The organism is Streptomyces sp. NBC_00996 (assembly GCF_045162675.1).
Lineage (GTDB): Bacteria > Actinomycetota > Actinomycetes > Streptomycetales > Streptomycetaceae > Streptomyces.
The window spans coordinates 2095291-2118735 of record NZ_CP108723.1; the positions used below are offsets into that span (position 1 = coordinate 2095291).

Sequence of the window (23445 nt, forward strand, 5' to 3'; positions counted from 1 at the left end):
GACGGCCCGCGGAGCCGAGTCAGCCGCCACCCCGACGCGAGCCGCGCACGGCCCGCGAGGCCGAAGCCGAGCGTCCGGCCGGGAGAACCGGCCCTCGCACAGTGCAGGGCAGGCCGGCGCAGGCGCAGCGAAAACGCACATGGACCCGCAAGCCGCAAGGCAAGCGGGTCCACAGCTACGTCCGGCTCAAGCCAGCGCGAGCGTCACGCGGCCTTCGGCGCGTTGACGTCCGACGGCAGCGCCTTCTGCGCGACCTCGACGAGCGCGGCGAACGCGCCGGCGTCGTTGACGGCCAGCTCGGCGAGGATCTTGCGGTCGACCTCGATGTTCGCGGCCTTCAGACCCTGGATGAAGCGGTTGTACGTGATGCCGTTGGCGCGGGCAGCGGCGTTGATGCGCTGGATCCACAGCTGACGGAAGTCGCCCTTGCGCTTCTTGCGGTCGTTGTAGTTGTAGACCAGCGAGTGGGTGACCTGCTCCTTGGCCTTGCGGTACAGACGCGAACGCTGACCGCGGTAGCCGGAGGCCGCCTCGAGGATCGCCCGGCGCTTCTTGTGGGCGTTGACTGCCCGCTTGACGCGTGCCACTTGTTAACTCCTTGTAGCGGGGCCGTGGTGGTCGTCACACGGCCCGAAATCGATTGGGTCCCGGTCCAGACGTACGGCGGCTAGGCGCCCGTACGTCACTTGCCGAGAAGCTTCTTGATCTTCTTGGCGTCGCCCGGGGCCATCTCGGCGTTGCCGGTGAGGCGGCGCGTCAGGCGCGACGACTTGTGCTCGAGCAGGTGGCGCTTGCCGGCGCGCTCACGGAGCACCTTGCCGGAGCCGGTGACCTTGAAGCGCTTGCTGGCACCGCTGTGCGACTTGTTCTTCGGCATAGCGCCGTTCTCTCCTCGTCAGTGGCGTTCCGATGCCCGGTCGTTAAACCGGGCACGGTGGAACGTCATGTATGTATCGATTGTCATCCCTGGACGGGTGTCCCAGGACTCCACGGACTCTCGTCCGTGGCTCCCCGGGGCCTTCGCCCTGGGATCAGGCCTCGGCGGAAGCCTCGGCCGGGGCCTCGGCGGTCTCGGCGTCGGTCGCCTCGGCGTCGGTCGCCTCGGCGTCAGCCGTCTCGGCGGCGTTCTGCGAGCGGCCCGGGTTGGCCTTCGCTTCCGCCTTGCGAGCCGCCTGGGCCTCACGGGCCTCGGCCATCGCCTCGGTCTTCTTCTTGTGCGGACCGAGAACCATGATCATGTTTCGGCCGTCCTGCTTCGGGTTCGACTCAACGAAACCGAGGTCCTCGACGTCCGACGCGAGACGCTGCAGCAGTCGGTAGCCGAGTTCCGGCCGGGACTGCTCGCGACCACGGAACATGATCGTGATCTTGACCTTGTCGCCCTGCTTGAGGAACCGGACGACGTGACCCTTCTTGGTGTCATAGTCGTGCGGGTCGATCTTCGGCCGGAGCTTCATTTCCTTGATGACCGTGTGCGCCTGGTTCTTGCGCGCCTCACGGGCCTTCATGGCCGACTCGTACTTGAACTTCCCGTAGTCCATGAGCTTGCAGACCGGCGGGCGCGCGTTCGCGGCCACCTCGACCAGGTCGAGGTCGTACTCCTGCGCAAGCTCCAGGGCCTTGGCAAGCGGAACAATCCCGACCTGCTCGCCGCTGGGACCGACAAGTCGCACCTCGGGAACGCGAATCCGGTCGTTGATGCGGGGCTCGGCGCTGATGGATCCTCCTCGGTAGCACCACACGGCGGTCTGGCGGACAGCCGCGTATGTCTCTGATGACATGTGGACCAACCACCGCGCGGCATGAAAAATGCCCCGGACGGTTCACAGGCGGGGCTCCAATGACTACCGGAGCACCGCCGCGGTGAACCGCGGGGCGCACTCTCGGACGACTCCACCGTCCGTACGGAACGGTGGTGGCCGCCTGACCGGAGACCCGCCGTCCCGGAGGACGGTCAGGTGGGAGATCGGAGCCTCCACTTGTGGGCCGGGCACGCTGACATATGTCTGGGCGCATCCAGCCGGTCGTTACACAAGGTTAGCAGCTCCTCCGGGGAGGCGCGAACCGGTGTGCACCGGACAGTGTACCGGCCTCCCCCGCACGGAGGCGGGCGCGCCGGGGCCTATCGTGTGAGGCATGAGTGACACCCCTCCCCAGACACCCGACTACGACGCCATGACCCGCGACATCGCCGAGGTCCCCGCGGTCGAGGTGATCGTGACGGTCGCCGTCAACCTGATGAGCGCCGCCGCAGTGAAGCTCGGTCTGACCGAGGAGGGCGACGAGCACAAGGACCTCGACGAGGCGCGCAAGCTGGTGTCCGCGCTGGCCGGGCTGCTCGACGCGAGCGCGACCGAAATCAGCTCCTTCCACGCGGCACCGCTGCGCGACGGACTGAAGTCGCTGCAGCTCGCCTTCCGCGAGGCGTCGATCGTCCCGGACGAGCCCGGCCAGGGCCCGGGCGAGAAGTACACGGGTCCGGTCTACGGCTAGGGCCTGATCCAAACGACAGGCCCCAGGTCTTCAGGAGCGTACGTACAAGGGCTCGCCCGGCGGCGTCGCCCCGGCCGGCAGCAGCGCCAGGTCGAGGCCGCGCACCAGGCGGGCCCTCAGCGTTTCGTCGGCCGCGAGCCGCTCGGCGACCGCGCGGGCGGTGTCGGCCGGGGCGGCGGACGGGTCCAGTACGAGGGCGAGGGTGCCGTCGGCCGGCCCGGGGCCGAGGTGAGCGCGGAGCACCATGGGCTCGGCGACGACCGCGGCCCGTACCGCTTCGACGACGGCCGGGTCCGCAAGCGGGTCGGCGGAGGTACGCCCCTCGGCGAGCGCCAGCAGGGCCGGACCGGTCAGCTCGTAGGGCACGGGTCCCGCCATGTCCAGCACGATCGTGTCGGCCTTCTCGTGCGCTGCCGCCTGCAGGGCCTGGTGCAGGGGTACGGCGACGGGGCGGGCCTCGGGGTCCCAGCGGGCCAGTGACTCGGTGGAGGTGAAGGCGGGCAGCGCCGTGCGGCTGCCGGCCTTCAGGGTGGGCACGGCCATGTCGCTGGTCTTCTCATGGCGGAGGCCGTTCTCGTCCTCCTCCACCTCGCCGAGGACGGCCACGACCGGCACGAGCAGCCGGGCGCCCTTGAGTGCCTCCAGGACCGGCCGCACGGCGGTGCGGTCCTCGGCCCAGGCCGCGAGCGCCGCCGTCAGTCCGGGGTCGGCGGAGCCGTCGTCGTCGGAGAAGCCGGAGTCGGGAATGTTCTTGTTCGCCACGGTCCCCGACCCTATCGGGGGGATGCTGCTGCGCTTGTGCGGCCCCGGAAACCCCGCGTTGACAGGACTCATGGGTTTCTCAGCCTTCCCTGACACACATCTAACATTCGTCTAACCGCGGGCACAGCCCCGGCACCCAGCATCGCGGGATGGATCGTCACAGAGCCCGCGGGCGCCGCGCCCGACCCTCCCGACGCAAGCCAATCCTCTATACCTTGGTGGCCTCCGCCGTCCTGGTGGGCGGTACGGCGGCCGGAACGGTGTATGTGAAGGCACAGGCGCACGACGGCTCGGGCCTCGTATCGTCGTCCCCGGCCGCGGCATCGTCCTCGGCATCGCCGACCGTCAGCGAGGATGCCTCGGTGGAACCAGTCGCGGAGCCCGCGGTGGACAGGGACGCGCTGCTCACCAAGGCGATGAAGGCAGTGACCGTGGAGGACGGCGCGGAGGTGTCGGTCGCGGTTCTCGACCTCGACTCCGGTAAGAGCGCCGCGTACGGCGACGGCACCTTCGACACCGCGAGCATCGTCAAGGTCGACATCCTGGCCACGCTGCTGCTCCAGGCCCAGGACGCGGACCGGCATCTGACGGCCCAGGAGAAGACGTACGCCACCTCGATGATCGAGAACAGCAACAACACCTCCGCGTCCGCCCTGTGGCGCACGATCGGGCAGGCGGACGGCCTCGCCGCCGCCAACCAGCGCTTCGGGCTGACCGGTACGGAGGGCGGGGACGGCATGCTGTGGGGTCTGACGCAGACCACTGCGGCCGATCAACTGGCTTTGCTGCGGCAGGTGTTCGGGGACGACTCGGAACTCAGCGAGAGCTCGCGGACGTATCTTCAGGGGCTCATGGGTGACATCGCCACCGATCAGCACTGGGGGGTGTCGGCCGCGGCCGACGGCTCCGAGTGGGCCCTGAAGAACGGGTGGTTGGCGCGCAGCACGACCGGCCTGTGGGACATCAACAGCATCGGGCGGGTCACGCTCGACGGACACGTCTATCTGGTGGCGACGCTGTCGAACGGCAACTCGACGAAGGCGAAGGGGATTTCACTGGTGGAGGCGACGGCGCAGGCGGCAGTCTCCGCCTTCCAGGACACGGCCGACGACTGAGGCCTGCGCCGCCGACAGCCGGGGCGTGCGCCTCGGTGGCGTCCGTCTGTCTCGAAGGCGTCGCTACAAGCCGTACCGGCGCGGGCCCCTGCGGCCGCGCCACAGCAGCACCGCCGCCGCCAGCAGGACCGCGCCGAGGCCGCCCGCGAGGGGACCCACCCAGCCGGAGGAGTCCTCGTCGTCCCCGGCGGTGTCGGGCCCCGAACCGAAGTACTTCTGGCCGTACGCCGCCGAGTGGAGCCCTTCCGGCTTGAGGCGGCCGGCCGCCTTGATCGCGGCGGCGGGGTCGATGAAGCCGAAGCCACGGGAGTCGTCGTGGCCGCCGGAGGGGGCGTTGCGGGCCGTGTCCTCCAGGAGCTGCTTGATCTGGGCCGGCGACAGGCCCGGGTGAGCCGCCTTGATGAGCGCGACCGCGCCGGAGACGAACGCGGAGGCCGCGCTGGTGCCCCAGCCCTCGTAGTACCGGTCGTCCGGGTCGGCGATGACGACGTCGACACCGGGGGCACTGACCGTGGCGTACCAGCGACGGGTGGAGAACGAGGCGCGGGTGCCGTACCGGTCGACGGCGGTCGCCGTGATCACGCCCGGATAGGCGGCGGGGTACGAGACGTGGTCGCCCTTCTCACCGCCGTTGCCGGCCGAGGCGACGACGGCCACGCCCCTCTTCAGGGCGTACTGGACGGCCTCGTCCTCGGCGGGTTCGGGGTGGGCTGACTTGGAGTCGTCGCCGAGGGAGAGGTTGATGACGTCGGCGCCGTGGTCGGTGGCCCAGCGAATGCCCTCGGCGAGGGCGTTGCCACGGGTGCTGCGGGCCCTCGTACGGGCGGAGTCGCCGTCTTCGAGGATGACGCGGACGGGGAGGATCTTGGCCTCGGGGGCGATGCCCATGACGCCGTCGGCGTCCCCCGCGCCGTGGCCGTGCCCCGCGATGATGCCCGCCATGGCCGTGCCGTGCCGGGCCCAGGCCCGGTCGCCGCGGCTCGCGCCGAAGCCGACCATGTCCTTGCCGGTGAGGACGTTGCCCGCGAGGTCGGGGTGCTGGGCGTCGACGCCGGTGTCGAGGACCGCGACGGTGATGCCCTTGCCCTTCGTCGTGCGCCAGGCCTCCTGGGTGTGCATCGCGTCGAGGGCCCACTGCTGGGCGCGTATGCCGTCGGCGTGGGCCGCGGTCGGCGGCACCAGGGCGAGCGAGGCGGCCAGCAGGACGCCGAGGAGCCCGGCCCTGCGCGTCGGTCCGGCCTTGCGGGTCATGACGGCTTCTCCGTGGCCGAGGTGACGGTCTTGCGGAGGCTCCGCTCCACGCGGTCGGCGAGGCCCTGCGCCTCGTACCCGAGGCCCGCCTGGGCCGGCGCCGTGGTCGCTCCGGGCTTCATGGCGTCGGCGTCGGGCTGCGGGGCGGTGACGATGCGGCCGTCGGCGAAACCGGAGACCGCGTAGACGACGACAGGGGCGTCGATGAGGACCGACACCGTCCAGGAGGCACGCTGGGCGTCGCCGAAGTCCTCGGCGTCGGTGCCCTTCGCGGCGTACGGGCGGGGCATCAGGTCGGTGCGCCGGTCCAGGCCCTCCTTCTGGAAGCGGGCCTTCAGCGAGGTCATGGCCGCCGCGTCCGCCTTGGTGAACAGCAGACCGACGGTGGTGACATGGCTGCGGGTCGCGTCCGTGTACGTGGCGCGCAACAGGCGCAGGCAGCCGGCCGGGGCCAGTGCCTTGCGCAGGAGCGGGTCGAAGGCGTCCTTGCAGCCGCTGTCGGGGGCGACGGCGATACGGGTCCAGGTGCGGTCGGCGCCGCCGGGGCCCGCGCCCACGCCCCGCACGGTGGGCGGGAAGAGCTGGTCCACGGGCACGCTGTGCCAGAGCTCGCCGGCCGCCGCGAAGGCGTTCCGCGAGCGGGGCCCGTCCGCACCGTCCCCGGTCAGCCAACTCCCCGTCGCCGCACCGCCGATGAGGCCGAGCCCCAGCACGACGCAGGCCGCGGCTGCCACGACACGGGGCCGGGTACGGCCGCCGAGCGGGCGCAGCCGTGCGGTGTCGTCGTCGTACGTCTCCGGCTGCGCGAACGACACGAAGGGGCGCTCCACGCTCGGGGTGTTCGACGGGGGTGCGGGAACCGGGGCCGGGGCGACCGCGGATTCGGCCGGTTCCTCGGCCCGGATGGGCCGCAGCCGCCGGGTCGTCTCCGTGAGCCTCTCCTGGGGCACGGCGGCACGTTGGTGGGTGGATGCCGGGGGTGCGTCCGGGAACCGCGCGGAGGCCGCGGGCGGGGGCGGGGGCATCGCACTCGACCGCGGCTCGGGACGCAGTTCGGGGAACCGCCGGGCCCCCTCCGGCGCAGAGGACCGCGGGGCACGCGTGAGCCGCGTCGCCGAAGTGGGGGTATCGGACGTATCCGACGTATCGGCCGAGGAGTCGAAGAAGTCGAAAGACCTCGACGGCGAGGGCACTCGCCCGGCAGGGGACATCGCGCCGAGACCGGCCGCCCGAGGACCGTCACCGTCCGCCGAGGGCGCACCGAAGTCCTCCCCCGCCGAAGGCGGCTCCACCGGGCGGGGTGGAAGCGGCGGGGCATCGCCCGACCGCGAGGCCACGCGCCGCGACGCGTCCACCGGCCGGGACGACGAGGCATCGCCGGTCCGCGCGGCGGCGGGGCGGAACGAGGACGGCGCGGCGTCGCTCGCCGACGTCGGCGCCGTCGCGGGGCGCGGCGGAACCGACGGGACATCACCCGACACCAGATCCCGAGCGCGGGACGACGAGGCCTCGCCGGAAGGCGATGCAGTCGGACGGGGCGGCAGTGGCGCGCTGCCGCCCTGCAGCGGATCCCGCGAGGGGCGCGGCGGGGGACAGCCCGGGGGCGGGGCGGTGGGACGGGGCGGCGCCAGGGCCTCTGCCCTCGAGACGGCCTCGCCGCGCGACGGGGTTTCCCCCGGAGCCGCCGCCTCGCGCCGTGCGGCCTGGGCCCGCGAGGCGACCTCGCCGAGCGGCGACGGCTGTTCCGGCGCCGAAGGCTGGTCCTGACGGGGCGGGCCCGACGGGGCGGGCCAAGCCGACGGGCCGGTGGCGCCCGACCGGCTGGGCGAAGCCTGCGGGCCGGACGGGTAGGAGGCACCGGACGCAGTCGTCGCGTCGGGCAGCGGCGACGTGCCCGACGAAACAGACGTGCGCGTGCTCGGCGGAGGCGTGGTGTCCGGTGGCGTGGTGTCCGGTGGCGGCGTCGAGGCGGGTGTCGTCGTGGGGCGTGGGGGAAGGGAGGCGCGGCGCGCTTCCGTGCTCATGAACCCCCCGTTTCCTCGTACCCGGGCCGACGGACCGCCTCGGAGCTCGGCGGAGCCGTTTCACGTGCGCGGAAGGGACCCCGCCACGGGCACGCATACCCGCACCGGTGGACCGTCACCCCGGGCAGGGCCCGCCGGGGCAAGGTCGTTCCTCCCTGCGTGCGCGTCACTCTACGGGTTGACCCCGGCCCGGAGTGAACCAGTCCGGAGCCCCGGGGCATCTGCCCGGAACGTCCCCCTACCCTGCGGTAATCGATTCTGGCAGGCTTCGGTCATGACTGCCCGCGCCGCAGACAGGGCCCGCTACGACCGGGCCACCGCTCACCTCGACGCCCCCGTCGCGATCGTGGACCTGGAGGCCTTCGACGCGAACGCGGACGATCTGGTCCGCCGGGCCGCCGGCAAGCCGATCCGCGTCGCCAGCAAGTCCCTGCGCTGCCGCGCCCTGCTCGAACGCGTCCTGGACCGGGACGGCTTCGCGGGCATCATGTCCTTCACCCTGGCCGAGTCCCTGTGGCTGGCCAGATCCGGCTTCGACGATGTGCTGCTCGCCTATCCGTCGGCGGACCGCAAGGCGTTCGCCGAGCTGACCGGTGACCCCAAGCTCGCCGGCGCCGTGACCGTCATGGTCGACGACCCGGCCCAGCTCCGTCTCATCGACGAGGCCCGGCAGGGCGGCACCGAAGTCGTGCGCGTCTGCCTGGAGTTGGACACCTCCCTCAAGCTGCTCGGCGGCCGGGTCCGGGTCGGGGCCCTGCGCTCGCCGCTGCACTCGCCGGCCCAGGTCGCCGAGATGGCCCGCGCCGTCTCCCGACGGCCGGGGTTCAAACTCGTCGGGATCATGGCGTACGAGGGCCATGTCGCGGGCGTCGGCGACGCGGTCGAGGGGCGGCCGCTGCGCTCGCGTGCCGTCCGGCTGATGCAGTCCACCGCCCGCAAGGAGCTCGCCCAGCGGCGCGCCGAGGTCGTCCGCGCGGTTCGGGCCGTGGAGCCGGAGCTGGAATTCGTCAACGGCGGCGGCACCGGCAGCGTCCAGCACACCGCCGCCGAGGACGCGGTCACCGAGATCGCGGCGGGCTCGGGGCTCTACGTGCCGCGGCTCTTCGACAACTACACCTCGTTCACCGGGCGTCCGGCCGCGCTGTTCGCCCAGCCCGTCGTGCGCCGGCCGGGCGTCGGGGTCGTCACGGTCCTCGGCGGCGGCTACCCGGCCTCGGGCGCTCCCGGCCACGACCGGCTGCCCGTCCCCTACCTCCCCGAGGGGCTGAAGTACGACCCCCAGGAGGGCCCCGGCGAGGTGCAGACACCACTGCTCGGCTCCCCCGCGGACGATCTGCTCATCGGTGACAAGGTGTGGTTCCGGCACGCCAAGGCCGGCGAGCTGTGCGAGCGGTTCGACACGCTCCATCTGGTGCAGGGCGATGCGGTGACGGCCGCGGTCCCGACGTACCGCGGGGAAGGACACACCTTCCTCTAGGGCCGGTCGGGCCTCGGGAGCCGGTCCGGCGGCCTCACTTCGACGGGCCGATGCTGCTGCCCACACCCCCGCCCGTGTCCGCTTCGCCCAGCGGCCGGATCCCCTTGGTGATCTTGTCCATGTCGGACAGCGGTGGCCCGTCGGCGCTCGCGTCGAAGGCGAAGCGGACGATGACGAGCGACTCCGAGCCCACACTGGACGGGAAGGCCAGCGACTCGACGTAACCCCCGGGCCCCACCCCGGTCCTGACCTTCCAGCGCACGAAGTACCCGGCGCGCCCGGCCACGGCGACCGAGCCCGCCTTCACCATCTGGTGGGACTTGATGCCCTTGTAGGGGCGGCTGTCGACGAGGTCGCGGTCGTAGGCGCTGTTCGCGGCATCCTCTATGTCCTGCTGGGCGAGGACCCGCGGGGACTTCTCGTCGTTCGCCGTGACCGTGCGCGAGATGACCCGGCCGTGGCGGCAGAGGCCGGGGTCGCCCGGGCAGTCGTACGTGCCCGGAGTCGTCATCACGACGTCGTCCTCGGCGACGTACTGCGGTCTGGCCCAACCGTCGAGCAGGGGCAGGGTGATGCCGTTGAGCTCGTCCACGACGACGGACCGGTCGTTCGTCGAGGGGGCGGACGTGGACACCGAGGGCGATGGGGTGCCGGTCTGCGGCGGGGCAGGGGACGCGCCGGTCGGGGTGGTCTGCGCCGCCGCGTCGCCATTGCCGCCGTCGCGGCCGAGCAGGACGGCGCCCGTGACGATCGAGGCGAGGAGGACGACCGCGGCCACGGTGAGCGCGACGGCCTTGGCACGGCCGGAACCGCCCTTCCCCGGCGACTCCGGCTGCGTCAACGGCTGTTGGGGCACCTCGGGCTGGCGCCGGTGATCGGTCCAGGCGGTCCCGTCCCACCAACGCTCGATGAGGGGATAGGAGGGGTCGCGGTACCAGCCGGGCGGTGGCGTCATGCTCATCCCGGCACTCTAGGGCGAGCCCCGAAGCTCAGTGCACGGTGCTCGGTACTTGGTGCTGAGGTGCTCAGTGGACGGCGTCCTCCTGGTCGGGCACGACCGAGCCGTCCGCCTCGCGCACGGGCCCCTTGCTGCCATCGGGCGCGTTGTAGGCGCTCGTCGAGCACGGGTAGGGATCCTTCCTGCGCGGCAGCGGGTCGATGAACATCGGGTTGATCACCCAGCGGCCGTCGGCGTCGTCGTAGGCCCGGCAGATGAGTTCGCTCTTGTTGCGGTTGAGGACGAGGTGCGCGCCGGTGGCGTCGCCGACGAAGGTGACGTCGGTGTCGGCGTCACCGGCCGCGATCGCGGGGCGGTGGCGCCGGTCCTGCCGCTGCCAGGCCGCGGCGCCGCGCACACCGTAGATCTCCTGGTTGATCCAGCAGCGCTTCCCGTCGATGTACGGGATGGCCTCGCCACGGTTCGCCGGTACGTCGCCGCAGCCCTGGTTCCAGGTGGTGATGCGCCCGTGCCGGTCGAGGACGGAGCGGATCGCGACGGTGTGCCGTGCGTCGATGCCGACGCCGCGCGACCAGACCTCGGTGACGGGTTCGGAGCCCGCCGAGACGATGTAGACGTCGAATCCGGCCCTTTGGAGCGTACGGATCAGATCGCGCTGCTGGTCGTAATAGCGGACGTACGCCGGGAGGGTGTGGGTGCCGAGGGTCCGTGTCACGCCGACGGGCGCCGCGAGGGCCTCCGCACGGGCCCGGCGGGCGTACGAGGTCAGCTCGGGAATCGTGTGTCCGGCGAACAGCTGGGGCACCCAGGCGTACTGCGGGACGGTGCGCCGGTGGTTCCAGTCTCCGGCGAAGGCGGCGGCGCCGCTCATCGTCCTGCCTTCCGCGCGGATCTCGAAGATCTCGTCAGTGCAGCGGGTGTTCGTGGCGGTGGGCAGCGGCGCGCCCACGGGTACGTCCGTGCCACAGGCAGCGGTGAGTGCGGTGTCCGCCGCGTCGGTGAGCCACTTGCCGGTGGCCTTCCAGCTCGCCGGGCGCAGGATCTTGTCGTGCCGCAGGGCCCAGGCGAGGGTGGCGTCGGTGACGTCGTTCTTGGTGACCGTGTTGTCCCAGTCGAAGGCGGCGACCACGGGAGTCCTCCCTGCTCGAGCGAAACCGAGAGCCTGGAGGAGACCACCGGTATGTCCGGTGCAGGTGCCCCACTCGTCGATCGCCCGCTGGAGGCGGGCGCGATTGTCGCCGTACCAACTCCCGGACAGCTGCGGGCAGTTCGTGCGGGGGGACGAGTCAGCGGGTGGCGCGGCCGCCAGGGCGGCGGCCGCGACCAGGATCCACGCGAAAACGTGTCGGTATCGCATGAAATGTGGACGATATACCCGGGCGACCTACAGAGGCGTGACGTACGCGCCCGAGATTCCGCCGTCCACCAGGAAGTCGGTGGCGTTCACGAAGGAGGAGTCGTCGCTGGCGAGGAAGGCGACCGCCGCGGCGATCTCGTCGGCCTCGGCGAACCGCCCGACGGGGATGTGCACGAGCCGTCGGGCGGCCCGCTCCGGATCCTTGGCGAACAGCTCCTGGAGAAGCGGGGTGTTGACCGGCCCGGGACACAGGGCGTTGACCCGGATGCCCTCCCTGGCGAACTGCACGCCCAGTTCGCGGGACATGGCCAGCACACCGCCCTTGGAGGCCGTGTACGAGATCTGCGAGGTCGCCGCGCCCATCCGGGCCACGAACGACGCCGTGTTGATGATGGAGCCCTTGCCCTGGCGTTGCATGTAGGGGATCGCGGCCTTGCAGCACAGGTAGACGGAGGTCAGGTTGACCTCCTGGACGCGCTTCCAGGCCTCCAGGCCCGTCTCCAGGATGGAGTCGTCGTCGGGCGGCGAGATGCCCGCGTTGTTGAAGGCGATGTCGACGGAGCCGTAGGTGTCGTACGCCGTCCTGAAGAGCGCCTCGACCTGCTCGGGGTCGGTGACGTCGACCTTCACGAAGGTCCCGCCGACCTCCTCGGCGGCCGCCTTGCCGCGCTGCTCGTCCACGTCTCCGCAGACGACGCGGGCACCCTCCGAGGCGAGCCGGCGCGCGGTGGCGAGGCCGATGCCGCTGCCGGCGCCGGTGATCACGGCGGTGCGGCCGACGAGACGGCGGCAGATGCTTTCTTCGGTCACTGTGCGGGGCCCTCCGTGCTGATGAAGACGTTCTTGGTTTCGGTGAAGGCGGTGAGGGCGTCCGGGCCGAGTTCGCGGCCGATCCCCGACTGCTTGAAGCCTCCGAACGGGGTCCAATAGCGGACGCTGGAGTGGGAGTTGACGGACAGGTTCCCGGCGCGGACGGCTCCCGACACCCTCAGCGCCCGGCCGACGTCGCGGGTCCAGATGGAGCCGGAGAGGCCGTACGACGTGTCGTTGGCGAGCCGGATCGCGTCCGCCTCGTCCTCGAAGGGGAGGACGACGGCGACCGGGCCGAAGACCTCCTCCACGGCCACGCGCGCGTGCGGCTCGACGCCGGTGAGGACGGTCGGCGGGAACCAGAAGCCGGGGCCCTCGGGGGCCTTGCCCCGGATGCCGGGCGCGTCGGCGGCGACGTAGGACCGTACGCGCTCCAGCTGCGCCCGGGAGATCAGCGGGCCCATCTGCGTCTGCTCGTCGGCCGGGTCGCCGACGAGGACGGACTCGACGGCCGGGGTGAGAAGTTCGAGGAAGCGGTCGTAGGCGGAGCGCTGGACGAGGATACGGGTGCGGGCGCAGCAGTCCTGGCCGGAGTTGTCGAGGAAGGACATGGGGGCGGCGGCCGCGGCGGCCTCGATGTCGGCGTCGGCGAAGACGATGTTGGGGCTCTTGCCGCCGAGTTCGAGGGTGACCCGCTTGAGGAGGGCCGACCCCCTCGCCACCACCTGTTTGCCCACGGTCGTGGACCCGGTGAAGACGATCTTGGCCACTCCCGGGTGCTCGACAAGGGCGTTGCCCGCGACGGGTCCCGCGCCCGGCAGCACCTGGAACAGGTGCTCGGGAAGGCCCGCCTCCAGGGCGAGTTCGGCCAGGCGCAGAGCTGTCAGGGGTGTGGTCTCGGCAGGCTTGAGGATCACCGCATTGCCGGCCGCGAGTGCCGGTGCCGTGCCCCACGCCGCGATCGGCATCGGGAAGTTCCAGGGCGCGATGATCCCCACGACGCCGAGCGGTTCGAGGATCGTGACATCCAGACCTCCCGGCACCGGGATCTGGCGGCCGGCCAGCCGCTCCACTCCCCCGGCGGCGTAGTCGAGCAGATCACGGACGTTGCCCGCCTCCCAGCGGGCGTTGCCGAGGGTGTGGCCGGCCTCGCGGACCTCCAGCCGGGCCAGCTCTTCGAGGTGTTCGTCCACGACGACGGCGAAGCGGCGCAGCAGCCGGGCGCGCTCGCCCGGCGCCAGGGCGGCCCACCCGGACTGCGCCTTCGCAGCCCGTACGACGGCGGTGTCGACGTCCTGCGGGGTGGCTCCCGGGACGGTGGCGATGACCTCTTCCGTCGCGGGATTGAGTACCTGGAGCTCGTACGGTGCGGCGTACTGCTCGGACTGCTCGGACAAGAAGGGCCTCACATACGTTCGAAGGAGCGGCGCAGCTCCCAGTCGGTCACCGCGGCGTCGAAGGCTTCGAGCTCGACGCGCGCCATGTTGCGGTAGTGCGCCACCACCTCGTCACCGAAGGCGGCCTTGGCGATGGGGCTGTTCTCCCAGAGCTCGGCGGCCTCCCGCAGCGTGGTGGGCACGTGCTCGTACTCGGAGGCGTACGCGTTGCCCGCGCACGGCTCGGGCAGCTCCAGCTTCTGCTCGATGCCGTACAGGCCGGCCGCGACGAGTCCGGCGACGGCCAGGTGCGGGTTGACGTCGCCGCCGGGGAGCCGGTTCTCGAAGCGCATCGAGCGACCGTGGCCGACGACGCGGAGGGCGCAGGTGCGGTTGTCGTACCCCCAGGCGACGGCGGTCGGTGCGAAGGAGCCGGGCTGGAAACGCTTGTACGAGTTGATGTTGGGCGCGTAGAGGAGCGAGAAGTCGCGGAGCGCGGCGAGCTGCCCGGCGAGGAAGTGGCACATGACCTCCGACATGCCGCCCCGGTCGTGGGAGGAGCCCGCCATGACATTCGTGCCGTCGGCGTCCGCGAGTGAGAGGTGGATGTGACAGGAGTTGCCCTCGCGCTCGTTGTACTTCGCCATGAAGGTGAGCGAGACGCCCTCCTGGGAGGCGATCTCCTTGGCGCCGGTCTTGTAGATGGCGTGCTGGTCACAGGTGACCAGGGCCTCGTCGTACTTGAACGCGATCTCGTGCTGGCCGGGGTTGCACTCGCCCTTGGCGGACTCGACGGTCAGCCCGGCGGCCTGCATTTCGTTGCGGATGCGGCGCAGGAGCGGCTCGATGCGTCCGGTGCCGAGGACCGAGTAGTCGATGTTGTACTGATTGGCGGGCGTCAGGCCCCTGTACCGCGCGTCCCAGGCCTGCTCGTAGGTGTCCTTGAAGACGATGAACTCGAGCTCGGTGCCGACCTGGGCGGTGTGGCCGAGCGCGGCAAGGCGGTCGAGCTGGCGGCGCAGGATCTGGCGGGGCGCGGCCACGACCGGGGAGCCGTCGTTCCAGGCGAGGTCGGCGATGAGCAGGGCGGTGCCCTCGTTCCAGGGGACGCGCCGCAGGGTGCTGAGATCGGGGTGCATGGCGAAGTCGCCGTAGCCCCGGTCCCAGGAGGACATGTCGTACCCGTCGACCGTGTTCATCTCGGTGTCGACGGCCAGGAGGTAGTTGCAGCCCTCCGTGCCGTGCTCCAGGACCTCGTCGAGGAAGAAGCGCGCGGCGAACCGCTTGCCCTGGAGTCGCCCCTGCATATCGGGGAAGGCCAGGACGACGGTGTCGATCTCACCGCCCGCGACGAGGGCGTGCAGCTCCTCGACGCCGAGCGGGGGTGTGCGGTCTGCCACCGGAAAAGCCTCCTTGGGTCAGCCGAGAGCCATAAGGTATTGCCGAGAACCATTGCTTGGGAAGGGGGCACGACCGGATGACGCGGACGGAACCCGACCGCGGGGTGGACGACCGGCTGACGCCGGTACTGCGGCCGGTGCGGGCGGGCAACGGTTTCGAGGAGGCGCTGGAGCAGATCCTCCAGGTCGTCCGGCTCGGCCTGGTACCCGGCGGCGAACGGCTGCCCGCCGAGCGAGAATTGGCGGAGCGGCTGGGGATCAGTCGGGTGACGCTGCGCGAAGTGCTGAAGGTGCTTCAGGATCAGGGCCTGGTCGAGTCCCGGCGCGGCCGGTACGGCGGAACGTTCGTGCTGCCGAGGAGCGACGCACCCGGCGAGCAGGAGCTGCGGCGGCGGATCGCCGAGGTCGACATCGAGGACGTCCTGCGCTTCCGTGAGGTGCTGGAGGTGGGCGCGGCAGAGCTGTGCGCCACGCACGGGCTCGACGACGACCGGGCCGGCCGCCTGCGCGAGGCGCTCGCCCGCACCCATGACGCGCCGCTGGCCGACTACCGGCGCCTGGACACGATGCTCCACCTCACTCTCGCGGAACTGTGCGGCTCCGCGTCGTTGGCGGCCCAGTACGCCGCCGTCCGCGCCTCCGTCAATGACCTCCTGGACTGCATCCCCCTTTTGGTCCGGAACCTGGAGCATTCCCAGCGCCAGCACACCGCGCTGGTCGAGGCGGTGCTCGACGGGGACACGGACGGTGCGCGGGAGATGATGCGGGAGCACTGCGCGGGGACTGCGGCGCTGCTGCGGGGGTTCCTGACGTGAGCCGGATGTGACGCGGGCCGGGGGTTGCTCTTTCCATGTCCGCGCAGCAAAGGTATGAGCGCGTTCCATTAGACCCGGTAGACCTGGTTGATCCGAGGGAGAGCAGCGTGGGCAGGCCGCTGATCGGCGTGAGTACGTATCTGGAGTCCGGGGCGCGGTGGGGTGTGTGGGAGCTGGAGGCGGCGCTGCTTCCGGCCGGTTACCCAAGGCTCGTGCAGCGCGCGGGCGGGCTCGCCGCGATGTTGCCGCCGGACGATCCGGCGCGGGCGGCCGCGACCGTCGCCCGCCTCGACGGGGTGGTCGTCGCGGGCGGCCCGGACGTGGACCCCGCTCGCTACGACGCCGAGCGCTCCCCGCGTACGGGGGCGCCCGCGCCGGCGCGCGACGCCTGGGAACTCGCCCTGATCCAGGCCGCGTTGGCCTCTCGCACGCCGCTGCTCGGCATCTGCCGGGGTATGCAGCTTCTGAACGTCGCCCTGGGCGGCACGCTCGTTCAGCACATCGACGGACATGTCAAGGACGTCGGGGTCTTCGGGCACCACGAGGTGTCGCCCGTAGCGGGCAGTCTCTACGCGGGCGTCGTGCCGGAGTCGTGCGCCGTGCCCACGTACCACCACCAGGCCGTGGACTGCCTCGGCGAGGGGCTGGTCGCCTCGGCGCACGCCGGGGACGGGACCGTGGAGGCGATCGAACTTCCCGGCTCCGCCTGGGTGTTGGGGGTTCAATGGCATCCGGAGATGGGCGAGGATCTGCGGGTCATGCGCGCACTGGTTCGCGCCGCTTCCTGAGCCGTCCGGTGCGGGAGGGGGGTGGAGGGTTTTTCGCCCCCGCCACCCCTACCCATTCCCGTACCTGGGGGCTGCGCCCCCAGACCCCACCAAAAGATTGCGCAGTTCCCCGCGCCCCCAAAAAAGGGGCTCGGGGAACTGCGCTTACGGGCGTAGAGCTCCCGCCCCGGCGCTACACCCCGCGCGTCAGCGACAGCAGGTCGCGGGCCGGGCCCGTGGGGCGATGACCCGTCGGCCAGACCGCGCGGAGGGCACGGTCGAGTTGGACGTCGGCCAGCGGGATGGTCACCAGGCGATGGGCCGAGAGCTCCTCGCCGAGGGCCAGCTCGCTGAGGACGGCGGGTCCGGCACCGCTGACCGCGGAGGCTTTGACCGCCGTGGTCGAGGAGAGCTCGATGAGCGGGCGGGCGAGACCGCCGAGCGCCGTGTCGAGGACTTGGCGCGTGCCCGACCCCTCCTCGCGAAGGATGAGCGGCGTAGCCGCGAGTTCCGCGGCGGACAGGGGCGAGCGGCGACGCGCCCATGGGTGCCCGGGCGACGTCACGACGATCAGCCGGTCGTGAGCGATGGTCGCCGAGTCCAGGCCCGTCGGAACCGAAAGGCCCTCGACGAAGCCGAGGTCCGCCTCGCCGGCGAGAAGACGTTCCGCGACGGCGGCGGAGTTCCCGGCGAGCAGCGACACCGCCGTGTCGGGCCGCTGCGCCCGCAGCGCGATCAGCCAGCCCGGGAGCAGATACTCGGCGATCGTCATGCTCGCGGCCACCCGGAGTCGCGAGTCCCGACGGTCCCGCAACGCCTGTGCTCCCGCGTCGAACGCCTCGGCCGCCTCCACCACCCGCCGCGCCCAGTCCGTGACCAGCGCTCCCGCGTCGGTGAGCCGGGACCCGCGCGGTGAGCGGTCGACGAGCGCCACCCCGAGCTGCCGCTCCATGGAGCGGATCCGGCTACTGGCCGCCGGCTGGGTGATGCCGAGCTCACGTGCCGCCCGCCCCAGACTCCCGAGTCGTGCCACGGCCAGCAACAGCTCCAGCGCGCCCAGATCCGGCACACGGTGCGCGATCCCGATCCCGATCGAGGCCGGCTCCTCGCCTCTGCCCGCGACCGGCCCCGTTCCGACCGGCCCCGTTCCGACCGGCCCCGTTCCGACCGGCCCTGTCCCGACCGACCCTGTTCCGGCCGGCCCTTTCCCGGTCGCCGCCTCTTCCGTCTTACCCATAAACCCAGCTTATGCCCTCATAGAATCAGGCTCCCTGGTGGGCGGCGCATCACCGCGCGACCGTGGAGACATGGTCACCGCAGCCCAGCCCCTCACCCTCCACAAGGCGGGTACCTCCCGCAAGACGGGAACCCCCCGCGCCGCCGCCGTCCGGCACCTCGGGCCGAACTGGTACGCCTCAGTGATGGGCACCGCGATCGTGGCGACGGCGGGGGCGGGGCTGCCCGGGCACGTGCCGGGCCTGCGGACCGCCTGCACGGCCGTATGGGCGCTCTCGCTGACGATGCTCCTGGTCCTGCTCACCGCCCGCACCCTGCACTGGGCGTACCACCGCGACCAGGCCCGCGCGCACCTCCTCGATCCAGCGATGGCCCCCTTCTACGGCTGCCTCTCGATGGCTCTGCTGGCCGTCGGCGGCGGCGCCCTGGTCGTCGGCCAGGACTGGATCGGGACACGAACGGCGGTGGCCCTGGACTTCGTCCTGTTCGGCATCGGCACCGCGATCGGACTCGTCGCCGCCGTGGCCGTGCCGTACCTCATGGTCGTCCGCCACCGCATCGAGCCCGGCCAGGCCAGCCCCGTATGGCTGCTCCCCCTCGTCGCCCCCATGGTCTCCGCGGCTCTAGGCCCCCTGCTCGTCCCCCATCTCCCGACCGGGCAGCCGCGCGAGACCCTGCTCTTCGCCTGTGTCGCCATGTTCGGGCTGAGCCTGCTCGCCGTCCTCGTGATGATGCCGATGATCTTCGCGCGGCTCATCACCACCGGTCCGCTGCCGCTCGCGCTCACCCCGGCCCTGTTCCTCGTGCTCGGCCCGCTCGGCCAGTCGACCACCGCCGTCGGCAAGTTCGCGGACTTCGCGCCCGGCGTGGTGCCCACCCCTTTCGAGCAGGGCTTCAGCACCCTCGCCGTCCTCTACGGCGTCCCCGTGATGGGCTTCGCGCTGCTGTGGCTGGGACTGGCCGTCGCGATGGTGCTGCGGGCCCGCCGCCGCGGCATGGGCTTCGCGATGACCTGGTGGGCGTTCACCTTCCCGGTGGGGACCTGCGTGACCGGCGCCGAGGTGCTGGGCCGGCACACGGGACTGGTCGCCTTCGAGGTGCTCGCGGTCGCCCTGTACGTCCTGCTCGTGGCCGCCTGGTCCGTGGCCGCCGTCTGCACGGCTCGCGGTCTGGTCAGCGGCGAGCTGCTCGCAACACCTTCACGAAGGTAGCCTCTTGCGGCCGCCTTCCCATGCCTTTGCCGCGTGGACTGGCGCGGCTGGGGTTCGTCCTTCGCTGGGTCTTCCAGCAATGTGCGGACCGTAGTGAGGTTGCTTCGGCGGTGGGCGGTCAGGGTGCACCGGCTCCTGCGGCTCCTGCGGCTCCTGCGGCTCCTGCGGCTCCTGCGGCTCCTGCGGCTCCTGCGGCTCCTGCGCGACGGTCGTCCCGTGCCGAACCCGCGAAGGCATGCTGGAGCGCACAGCTGGGCAGTGTGACGCGTCACAGACAACACGGCGCCACTGTGGGAACTTCAAGTGCCCTTCCTGCCATCCGAGTTACTGAAAAGCCGAGAGTGAGGTCCGGCCGACCGCACGGATTGCGTCGCTCGTCCCGTGTGTGCGTAAGAGGCGGAACCGCGGGCCGGCGAGCGAACCGACGAGAGGGGCGGCCCGCATGTGGAGAGGATCGAATGCGCTCTTTGGAAGCCCTGACGCTTGATCAGGTAGTCGACACGGCTCGCTATCCCCTGTCGGAAGTCGTGAGCGCCCGGGGACAGGCCGTGGTTTCCCGTGCCCGGCGCGACCTGTTGACTCTCGGCTGTACCGTGCTGCCGGACTTCATCCGTCCGTCGCTGCGCGATGTCCTGCGGCAGGAGTGCTCGGCCATCGCCCCCCGGGCGCACCACGACGTCGAGACGGTGAACGTCTACAACATCGCAGTGGACTCCGCGCTGCCGGAGGACCATCCGGGCCGGAAGACCTTCGAGCGGGGTAACGCGTTCGTCGCGCGGGACCGCATCCCCGCGGACTCCCTCATCAGCCGACTCTACTCCAACATGGTGTTCCGGCACTTCATCGCCCGCTGCTTCGAACTGCCAGAGCTGCACGAGCTGGCGGACCCGCTCTCCGGGCTGGTTCTCAACGTCATCGCGCCGGGCATGGAGCACCCCTGGCACTTCGACACCAACGAGTTCACCGTGAGCATGCTCACCCAGCAGGCGCGGGCCGGCGGCGTCTTCGAGTACTGCCCGAACATTCGGACCGCGCAGGACGAGAATTTCGACGACGTCCGGGACGTAGTGGACGGCCGGGGCGAGCGGTTGACCCGGCGCCTCCCCCTGCAACCGGGTGACCTGCAGTTGTTCAAAGGGCGCTACTCGCTGCACCGAGTGAGCCCGGTGCGCGGCGAGGTCGCGCGCCACTCCGCGATATTCGCCTACAGCGAGCGCCCCGGCGTCATCGGGAGCGTGGAACGGAGCCGGCAGCTCTTCGGCCGGGTGCTGCCCGAGCACCTGGCGGCCGAGGGCCGGGCGGTCCGCGGCGACCGGCTCCTGGACTAGTGCCGCGTCAGCCAGGGTTTGCCCGTTGAGGAGCGGCGTCCGGTGCGTGCTCTGGGGGTCCCCCCCGGCCGAAGGCTGGGGGAGTGCCGGCCGGAAGTCCTCGTACTGGACGTACTTGGGCTTTCGGCCGGTGCGGCGAGTGGGGGCACCTCCCACGCCCTTGAGGCAGTGGGGGAGCGTGCCGGGCGTCGCGACGGGGCGAACCTTGGCTGACGCGGCACTAGCGAGCGGCGAGAACGCGTAGTCGCCGTAGGCCGTTTTTCCCTGCGCGATCCCACGGAGGAGTAAGCCCAGTGCGTTTCGACGTGACCGGAAAAGTCTCACTCGACCACATCTACGACCAGCCCGATCCGCGAACCTATTTCAGGGTGCTGCGCCCGCTCGACTACGGCGTTCCGCAGCAGGCCAAGCCCTACTTCGCCAAGATCATCACGGAGTACCGGGAGTCCCAGCACGTCGCGGTACCGAAGGTGCTGGACATAGGCTGCTCGTACGGAATCAACGCCGCCCTGCTGAAGTACGACGCGACCATGGACGAGCTGTACGCGCGATACGGCGACGAGGAGCGTGCGGTCGAGAGCCGCGAGGCTTTGCTGGCCCGCGACCGGGAGCTGGCTCGGTCGCGCCAACCCCCGCAAGCGATCCGCTTCGTCGGCCTCGACACCTCCGGCAGCGCGCTGTCCTACGCTCTTGAGGCCGGGTTCCTCGACGACGTGGTGCACGCCGACCTGGAGGAGCACGAGCCCACACCGCGACAGCGCGCCCAGCTCTCGGGCACGGACCTGGTGATCTCGACGGGCTGCGTCGGCTACGTCACCGAGCGGACGCTCACGCGAGTCGTCCGGGCGCAGGGCATCCGCCGGCCCTGGATGGCGCACTTCGTGCTGCGGATGTTCCCGTTCGACTCCGTCGAGCGCGCCTTGGGGGGTCTGGGCTACCGGACCGTCCGCGTCGACGAGGCTTTCAGACAGCGGCGGTTCGCCTCCCCGCAGGAGCGGGCGCTCGTACTCGACAGCATGTCGGCCGCAGGGGTGGATCCACGGGGCCTGGAGGCGGAAGGCTGGCTGTACGCACAGCTCTACCTTTCCCGGCCGTACGACATCACGAGTACCAACGATCCGAATCGAGAAGCGAGTTGAAGAACAGTCAGGATGCGTCAGGCAACGCGACCTTCGCCCAGGAGGACAGCCTCCCGCGCGTGCCGCTGCCTACGCTGGATGCGAGCTGCGAGAGGTTTCTCGCCTGGTGTACGCCGCTGCTGACCGCCGACGAGCGGTCGGCGACCGAGGCGGAGGTTGCCGCCTTTCTCCGACCCGGTGGCCCCGGCCGGGTGCTGCATGCCGCGCTGGAGGAATACGACGCCACGGAGGGCGTGCACAGCTGGCCCGACACCTTCTGGCCGTACCGATACCTGGGCCGCCGGGACCGGATCGCGCTCAACGCCAACTTCTTCTTCCTGTTCCAGGACTCCGACCGGGCACAGGTGGAGCGGGCGGCCGGGCTCGTCGCCGGGGCCCTCAACTACAAGCGGCAGCTCGATCAGGAGCTGATTCCACCGGTGGTGCAGCGCGGAGCACCTCAGTCGATGGTGCAGAACAAGTTTCTGTTCTCCACCACGCGTATCCCCGGCGTGCAGCAGGACACCGTCCGCGCCCCCTACACCGAGGAGTGGCCGGGCCCGTCCGAGGCCCGGCACATCGTGGTGTTCTTCCGGGGCGGCATGTTCCGGCTGGACGTGCTGGGTCCGGACGGTGTCCCGCACAGCCTGGATGACATCGAGGCAGGGCTGCGCGCCGTGATGAAGGCCGGCGCCGACCCGGCCGGCGCGGACACCTCGGTGGGCCACCTCACCACCATGGCCCGCGCGGAGTGGGCAGCCGCCCGGGAGTCCCTTCTCGCCTGCCACCCCCGCAACGCCCACGCCCTTGACGATGTCGAGACCGCGCTGTTCTGCGTCGCTCTGGAGGACTTCGCCCCCGCGGACGTCCAGGACGCCTGTGACCAGCTGCTGTACGGCGACCGCGGCAACCGCTGGTTCGACAAGGCCGTGTCCTTCGTCGTCTTCGCCGACGGACGGGCGGGCATCAACGTCGAGCACTGCGAGTTGGACGGGACCACGATCCTCTCCTTCACCGACGCTCTGCTCAACACCCCGGCCGAGGAGCAGTCCCGGCAGTCCGGAGCCCGCTCCCAGGGGCTGCCGGCGCTGGAGCCGATCGTGTTCGAACTGGACGACGCGCTGCGGGCCCAGGTGCGCTCCGCCGCCCACGCGTTCGCGGCGTACGGGGAGAACACCGCGACCAGCACGTTGTCGTTCACGGACTTCGGCAGCAGTGCGGCCAAGGCGTTGAGGGTCTCGCCGGACGCGTTCGTCCAGGCCGCTTACCAGCTCGCCCACCAGCGCGCCAAGGGGCACCTGGGCGCCACGTACGAGTCGATCGCCACCCGGCAGTACCGGCACGGGCGGACCGAGGCGATGCGCGTCGTCACCACCGAGATGGTGGCTTTCGTGGCGGCGATGGAGGACCCGGCAGCCGACGCGGACGCCCGGCGCGCCGCGTTCCGGGCAGCCACCGAGGCTCACGTGGCGCGTGCGAAGGCGTGCCAGGCCGGGCAGGTACCGGAGCAGCACCTGTGGGAGCTGGAGTTGATCCAGCGCCGGCGCGGGGCCGAGCTCGGGGTGACCGAGCAGCCCGCGCTGTACCGGACGCCGGGCTGGTTGACCATGCGGGACGACTACCTGAGCACGAGCTCCGCGCCGTCCGTCAATATCCAGTACTTCGGCTTCGGGTCGACCAGCAGCCAGTGCATCGGTGTCGCCTATGTGCTGCTTCCCGAGCGGTTCAACCTCTACCTGAGCACGCCGTTGGCGGTCGCCGCGCAGATGCGGACGTTCGCCGACCGGCTCCGGGAGGCGATGGACGAACTCCGGGAGCTGGTGGCGCCCGAGCGGCCTGAGGACTGAACGGACCCCGCCGCCGGACCGGCACTCCCGGTCGGGGACCACGGTCCGGCGGCCCGGACGGCTTCAGTGGCTGAGCCTGTCCTGAGCCGAGAAAGCCCAG

The 23445-nt window shown here is 71.3% G+C and carries 22 protein-coding genes; 10 read left to right on the forward strand and 12 right to left on the reverse strand.

Annotated elements, in window-relative coordinates; genetic code table 11:
* Nucleotides 1-203: 203 nt before the first annotated feature.
* From rplT to infC, 3 genes are all read right to left on the reverse strand, one after another.
* On the reverse strand, nucleotides 204-587 hold the full coding sequence (gene rplT, locus OG390_RS10075) for a 50S ribosomal protein L20 (protein WP_054236131.1): 384 nt from the start codon (nucleotides 585-587) through the stop codon (nucleotides 204-206).
* 95 nt (nucleotides 588-682) lie between these two features.
* On the reverse strand, nucleotides 683-877 hold the full coding sequence (gene rpmI / locus OG390_RS10080; RefSeq protein ID WP_007829094.1) for a 50S ribosomal protein L35: 195 nt from the start codon (nucleotides 875-877) through the stop codon (nucleotides 683-685).
* 154 nt (nucleotides 878-1031) lie between these two features.
* On the reverse strand, nucleotides 1032-1742 hold the full coding sequence (gene infC, locus OG390_RS10085) for a translation initiation factor IF-3 (RefSeq protein WP_406177595.1): 711 nt from the start codon (nucleotides 1740-1742) through the stop codon (nucleotides 1032-1034).
* A 394-nt stretch (nucleotides 1743-2136) separates the two neighbouring features.
* On the opposite strand from infC, the gene OG390_RS10090 reads away from it, so the two are divergent.
* Nucleotides 2137-2493: a DUF1844 domain-containing protein gene (locus OG390_RS10090; protein WP_399076538.1), complete on the forward strand. Its 357-nt coding sequence runs from the start codon at nucleotides 2137-2139 to the stop codon at nucleotides 2491-2493.
* 30 nt (nucleotides 2494-2523) lie between these two features.
* Here the strand turns inward: OG390_RS10090 and OG390_RS10095 are convergent, their stop codons facing one another.
* Entirely contained in the window at nucleotides 2524-3255 is a 732-nt protein-coding gene (locus OG390_RS10095) for an SseB family protein (protein ID WP_406166786.1), read from the reverse strand.
* Nucleotides 3256-3404: 149 nt separating this feature from the next.
* Between OG390_RS10095 and OG390_RS10100 the strand changes: the two genes are divergently transcribed.
* Nucleotides 3405-4370, forward strand: a complete 966-nt coding sequence (locus OG390_RS10100) for a serine hydrolase (protein WP_406166788.1) — start codon at nucleotides 3405-3407, stop codon at nucleotides 4368-4370.
* A gap of 63 nt (nucleotides 4371-4433) precedes the next feature.
* On the opposite strand, the gene mycP is transcribed toward OG390_RS10100, so the two are convergent.
* Together mycP and OG390_RS10110 are read right to left on the reverse strand one after the other, a co-directional pair.
* Nucleotides 4434-5621: a type VII secretion-associated serine protease mycosin gene (mycP, locus tag OG390_RS10105; RefSeq protein ID WP_406166789.1), complete on the reverse strand. Its 1188-nt coding sequence runs from the start codon at nucleotides 5619-5621 to the stop codon at nucleotides 4434-4436.
* Nucleotides 5618-6571: a hypothetical protein gene (locus OG390_RS10110; protein WP_406166791.1), complete on the reverse strand. Its 954-nt coding sequence runs from the start codon at nucleotides 6569-6571 to the stop codon at nucleotides 5618-5620. The genes mycP and OG390_RS10110 overlap by 4 nt, the downstream gene beginning before the upstream one ends.
* A 151-nt stretch (nucleotides 6572-6722) precedes the next feature.
* Here OG390_RS10110 and OG390_RS10115 point away from each other — a divergent pair, with 151 nt between their 5' ends.
* Together OG390_RS10115 and OG390_RS10120 are read left to right on the forward strand one after the other, a co-directional pair.
* Entirely contained in the window at nucleotides 6723-7388 is a 666-nt protein-coding gene (locus OG390_RS10115) for a hypothetical protein (RefSeq protein ID WP_406166793.1), read from the forward strand.
* 531 nt (nucleotides 7389-7919) lie between these two features.
* Nucleotides 7920-9122: an amino acid deaminase/aldolase gene (locus OG390_RS10120; protein ID WP_406166795.1), complete on the forward strand. Its 1203-nt coding sequence runs from the start codon at nucleotides 7920-7922 to the stop codon at nucleotides 9120-9122.
* Between the two features lie 34 nt (nucleotides 9123-9156).
* On the opposite strand, the gene OG390_RS10125 is transcribed toward OG390_RS10120, so the two are convergent.
* The 5 genes from OG390_RS10125 to OG390_RS10145 form a co-directional block, all read right to left on the reverse strand.
* Nucleotides 9157-10083: a DUF2510 domain-containing protein gene (locus tag OG390_RS10125; RefSeq protein WP_406166797.1), complete on the reverse strand. Its 927-nt coding sequence runs from the start codon at nucleotides 10081-10083 to the stop codon at nucleotides 9157-9159.
* A gap of 64 nt (nucleotides 10084-10147) precedes the next feature.
* Nucleotides 10148-11437: a haloacid dehalogenase-like hydrolase gene (locus tag OG390_RS10130; RefSeq protein ID WP_406166799.1), complete on the reverse strand. Its 1290-nt coding sequence runs from the start codon at nucleotides 11435-11437 to the stop codon at nucleotides 10148-10150.
* 27 nt (nucleotides 11438-11464) lie between these two features.
* Nucleotides 11465-12247, reverse strand: coding sequence for a 3-oxoacyl-ACP reductase (locus tag OG390_RS10135; protein WP_399076555.1), 783 nt, complete (start codon nucleotides 12245-12247; stop codon nucleotides 11465-11467).
* Nucleotides 12244-13644, reverse strand: coding sequence for an aldehyde dehydrogenase family protein (locus tag OG390_RS10140; protein ID WP_406166801.1), 1401 nt, complete (start codon nucleotides 13642-13644; stop codon nucleotides 12244-12246). The genes OG390_RS10135 and OG390_RS10140 overlap by 4 nt, the downstream gene beginning before the upstream one ends.
* A gap of 8 nt (nucleotides 13645-13652) precedes the next feature.
* Nucleotides 13653-15023, reverse strand: coding sequence for a glutamine synthetase family protein (locus OG390_RS10145; protein WP_406166802.1), 1371 nt, complete (start codon nucleotides 15021-15023; stop codon nucleotides 13653-13655).
* A 77-nt stretch (nucleotides 15024-15100) separates the two neighbouring features.
* Between OG390_RS10145 and OG390_RS10150 the strand changes: the two genes are divergently transcribed.
* Nucleotides 15101-15838, forward strand: coding sequence for a FadR/GntR family transcriptional regulator (locus tag OG390_RS10150; RefSeq protein WP_406166804.1), 738 nt, complete (start codon nucleotides 15101-15103; stop codon nucleotides 15836-15838).
* A gap of 107 nt (nucleotides 15839-15945) precedes the next feature.
* Nucleotides 15946-16626: a gamma-glutamyl-gamma-aminobutyrate hydrolase family protein gene (locus tag OG390_RS10155; protein ID WP_406166806.1), complete on the forward strand. Its 681-nt coding sequence runs from the start codon at nucleotides 15946-15948 to the stop codon at nucleotides 16624-16626.
* Nucleotides 16627-16798: 172 nt separating this feature from the next.
* Here the strand turns inward: OG390_RS10155 and OG390_RS10160 are convergent, their stop codons facing one another.
* Nucleotides 16799-17698 carry a LysR family transcriptional regulator gene (locus OG390_RS10160; RefSeq protein WP_406177597.1) on the reverse strand — a complete coding sequence of 300 codons (900 nt, stop codon included), beginning with the start codon at nucleotides 17696-17698 and terminating at the stop codon, nucleotides 16799-16801.
* Between the two features lie 214 nt (nucleotides 17699-17912).
* Between OG390_RS10160 and OG390_RS10165 the strand changes: the two genes are divergently transcribed.
* From OG390_RS10165 to OG390_RS10180, 4 genes are all read left to right on the forward strand, one after another.
* A complete protein-coding gene (locus tag OG390_RS10165) occupies nucleotides 17913-19052 on the forward strand; it encodes a TDT family transporter (RefSeq protein WP_406166808.1) in 1140 nt (379 codons plus the stop codon).
* Between the two features lie 458 nt (nucleotides 19053-19510).
* Complete coding sequence (locus OG390_RS10170; RefSeq protein WP_406166810.1) at nucleotides 19511-20380, forward strand: arpA protein; 870 nt, start codon at nucleotides 19511-19513, stop codon at nucleotides 20378-20380.
* 293 nt (nucleotides 20381-20673) lie between these two features.
* A complete protein-coding gene (locus tag OG390_RS10175; protein WP_406166812.1) occupies nucleotides 20674-21519 on the forward strand; it encodes a class I SAM-dependent methyltransferase in 846 nt (281 codons plus the stop codon).
* Nucleotides 21520-21578: 59 nt separating this feature from the next.
* Nucleotides 21579-23345 carry a choline/carnitine O-acyltransferase gene (locus OG390_RS10180; RefSeq protein ID WP_406166814.1) on the forward strand — a complete coding sequence of 589 codons (1767 nt, stop codon included), beginning with the start codon at nucleotides 21579-21581 and terminating at the stop codon, nucleotides 23343-23345.
* The last annotated feature ends 100 nt before the right edge of the window (nucleotides 23346-23445 follow it).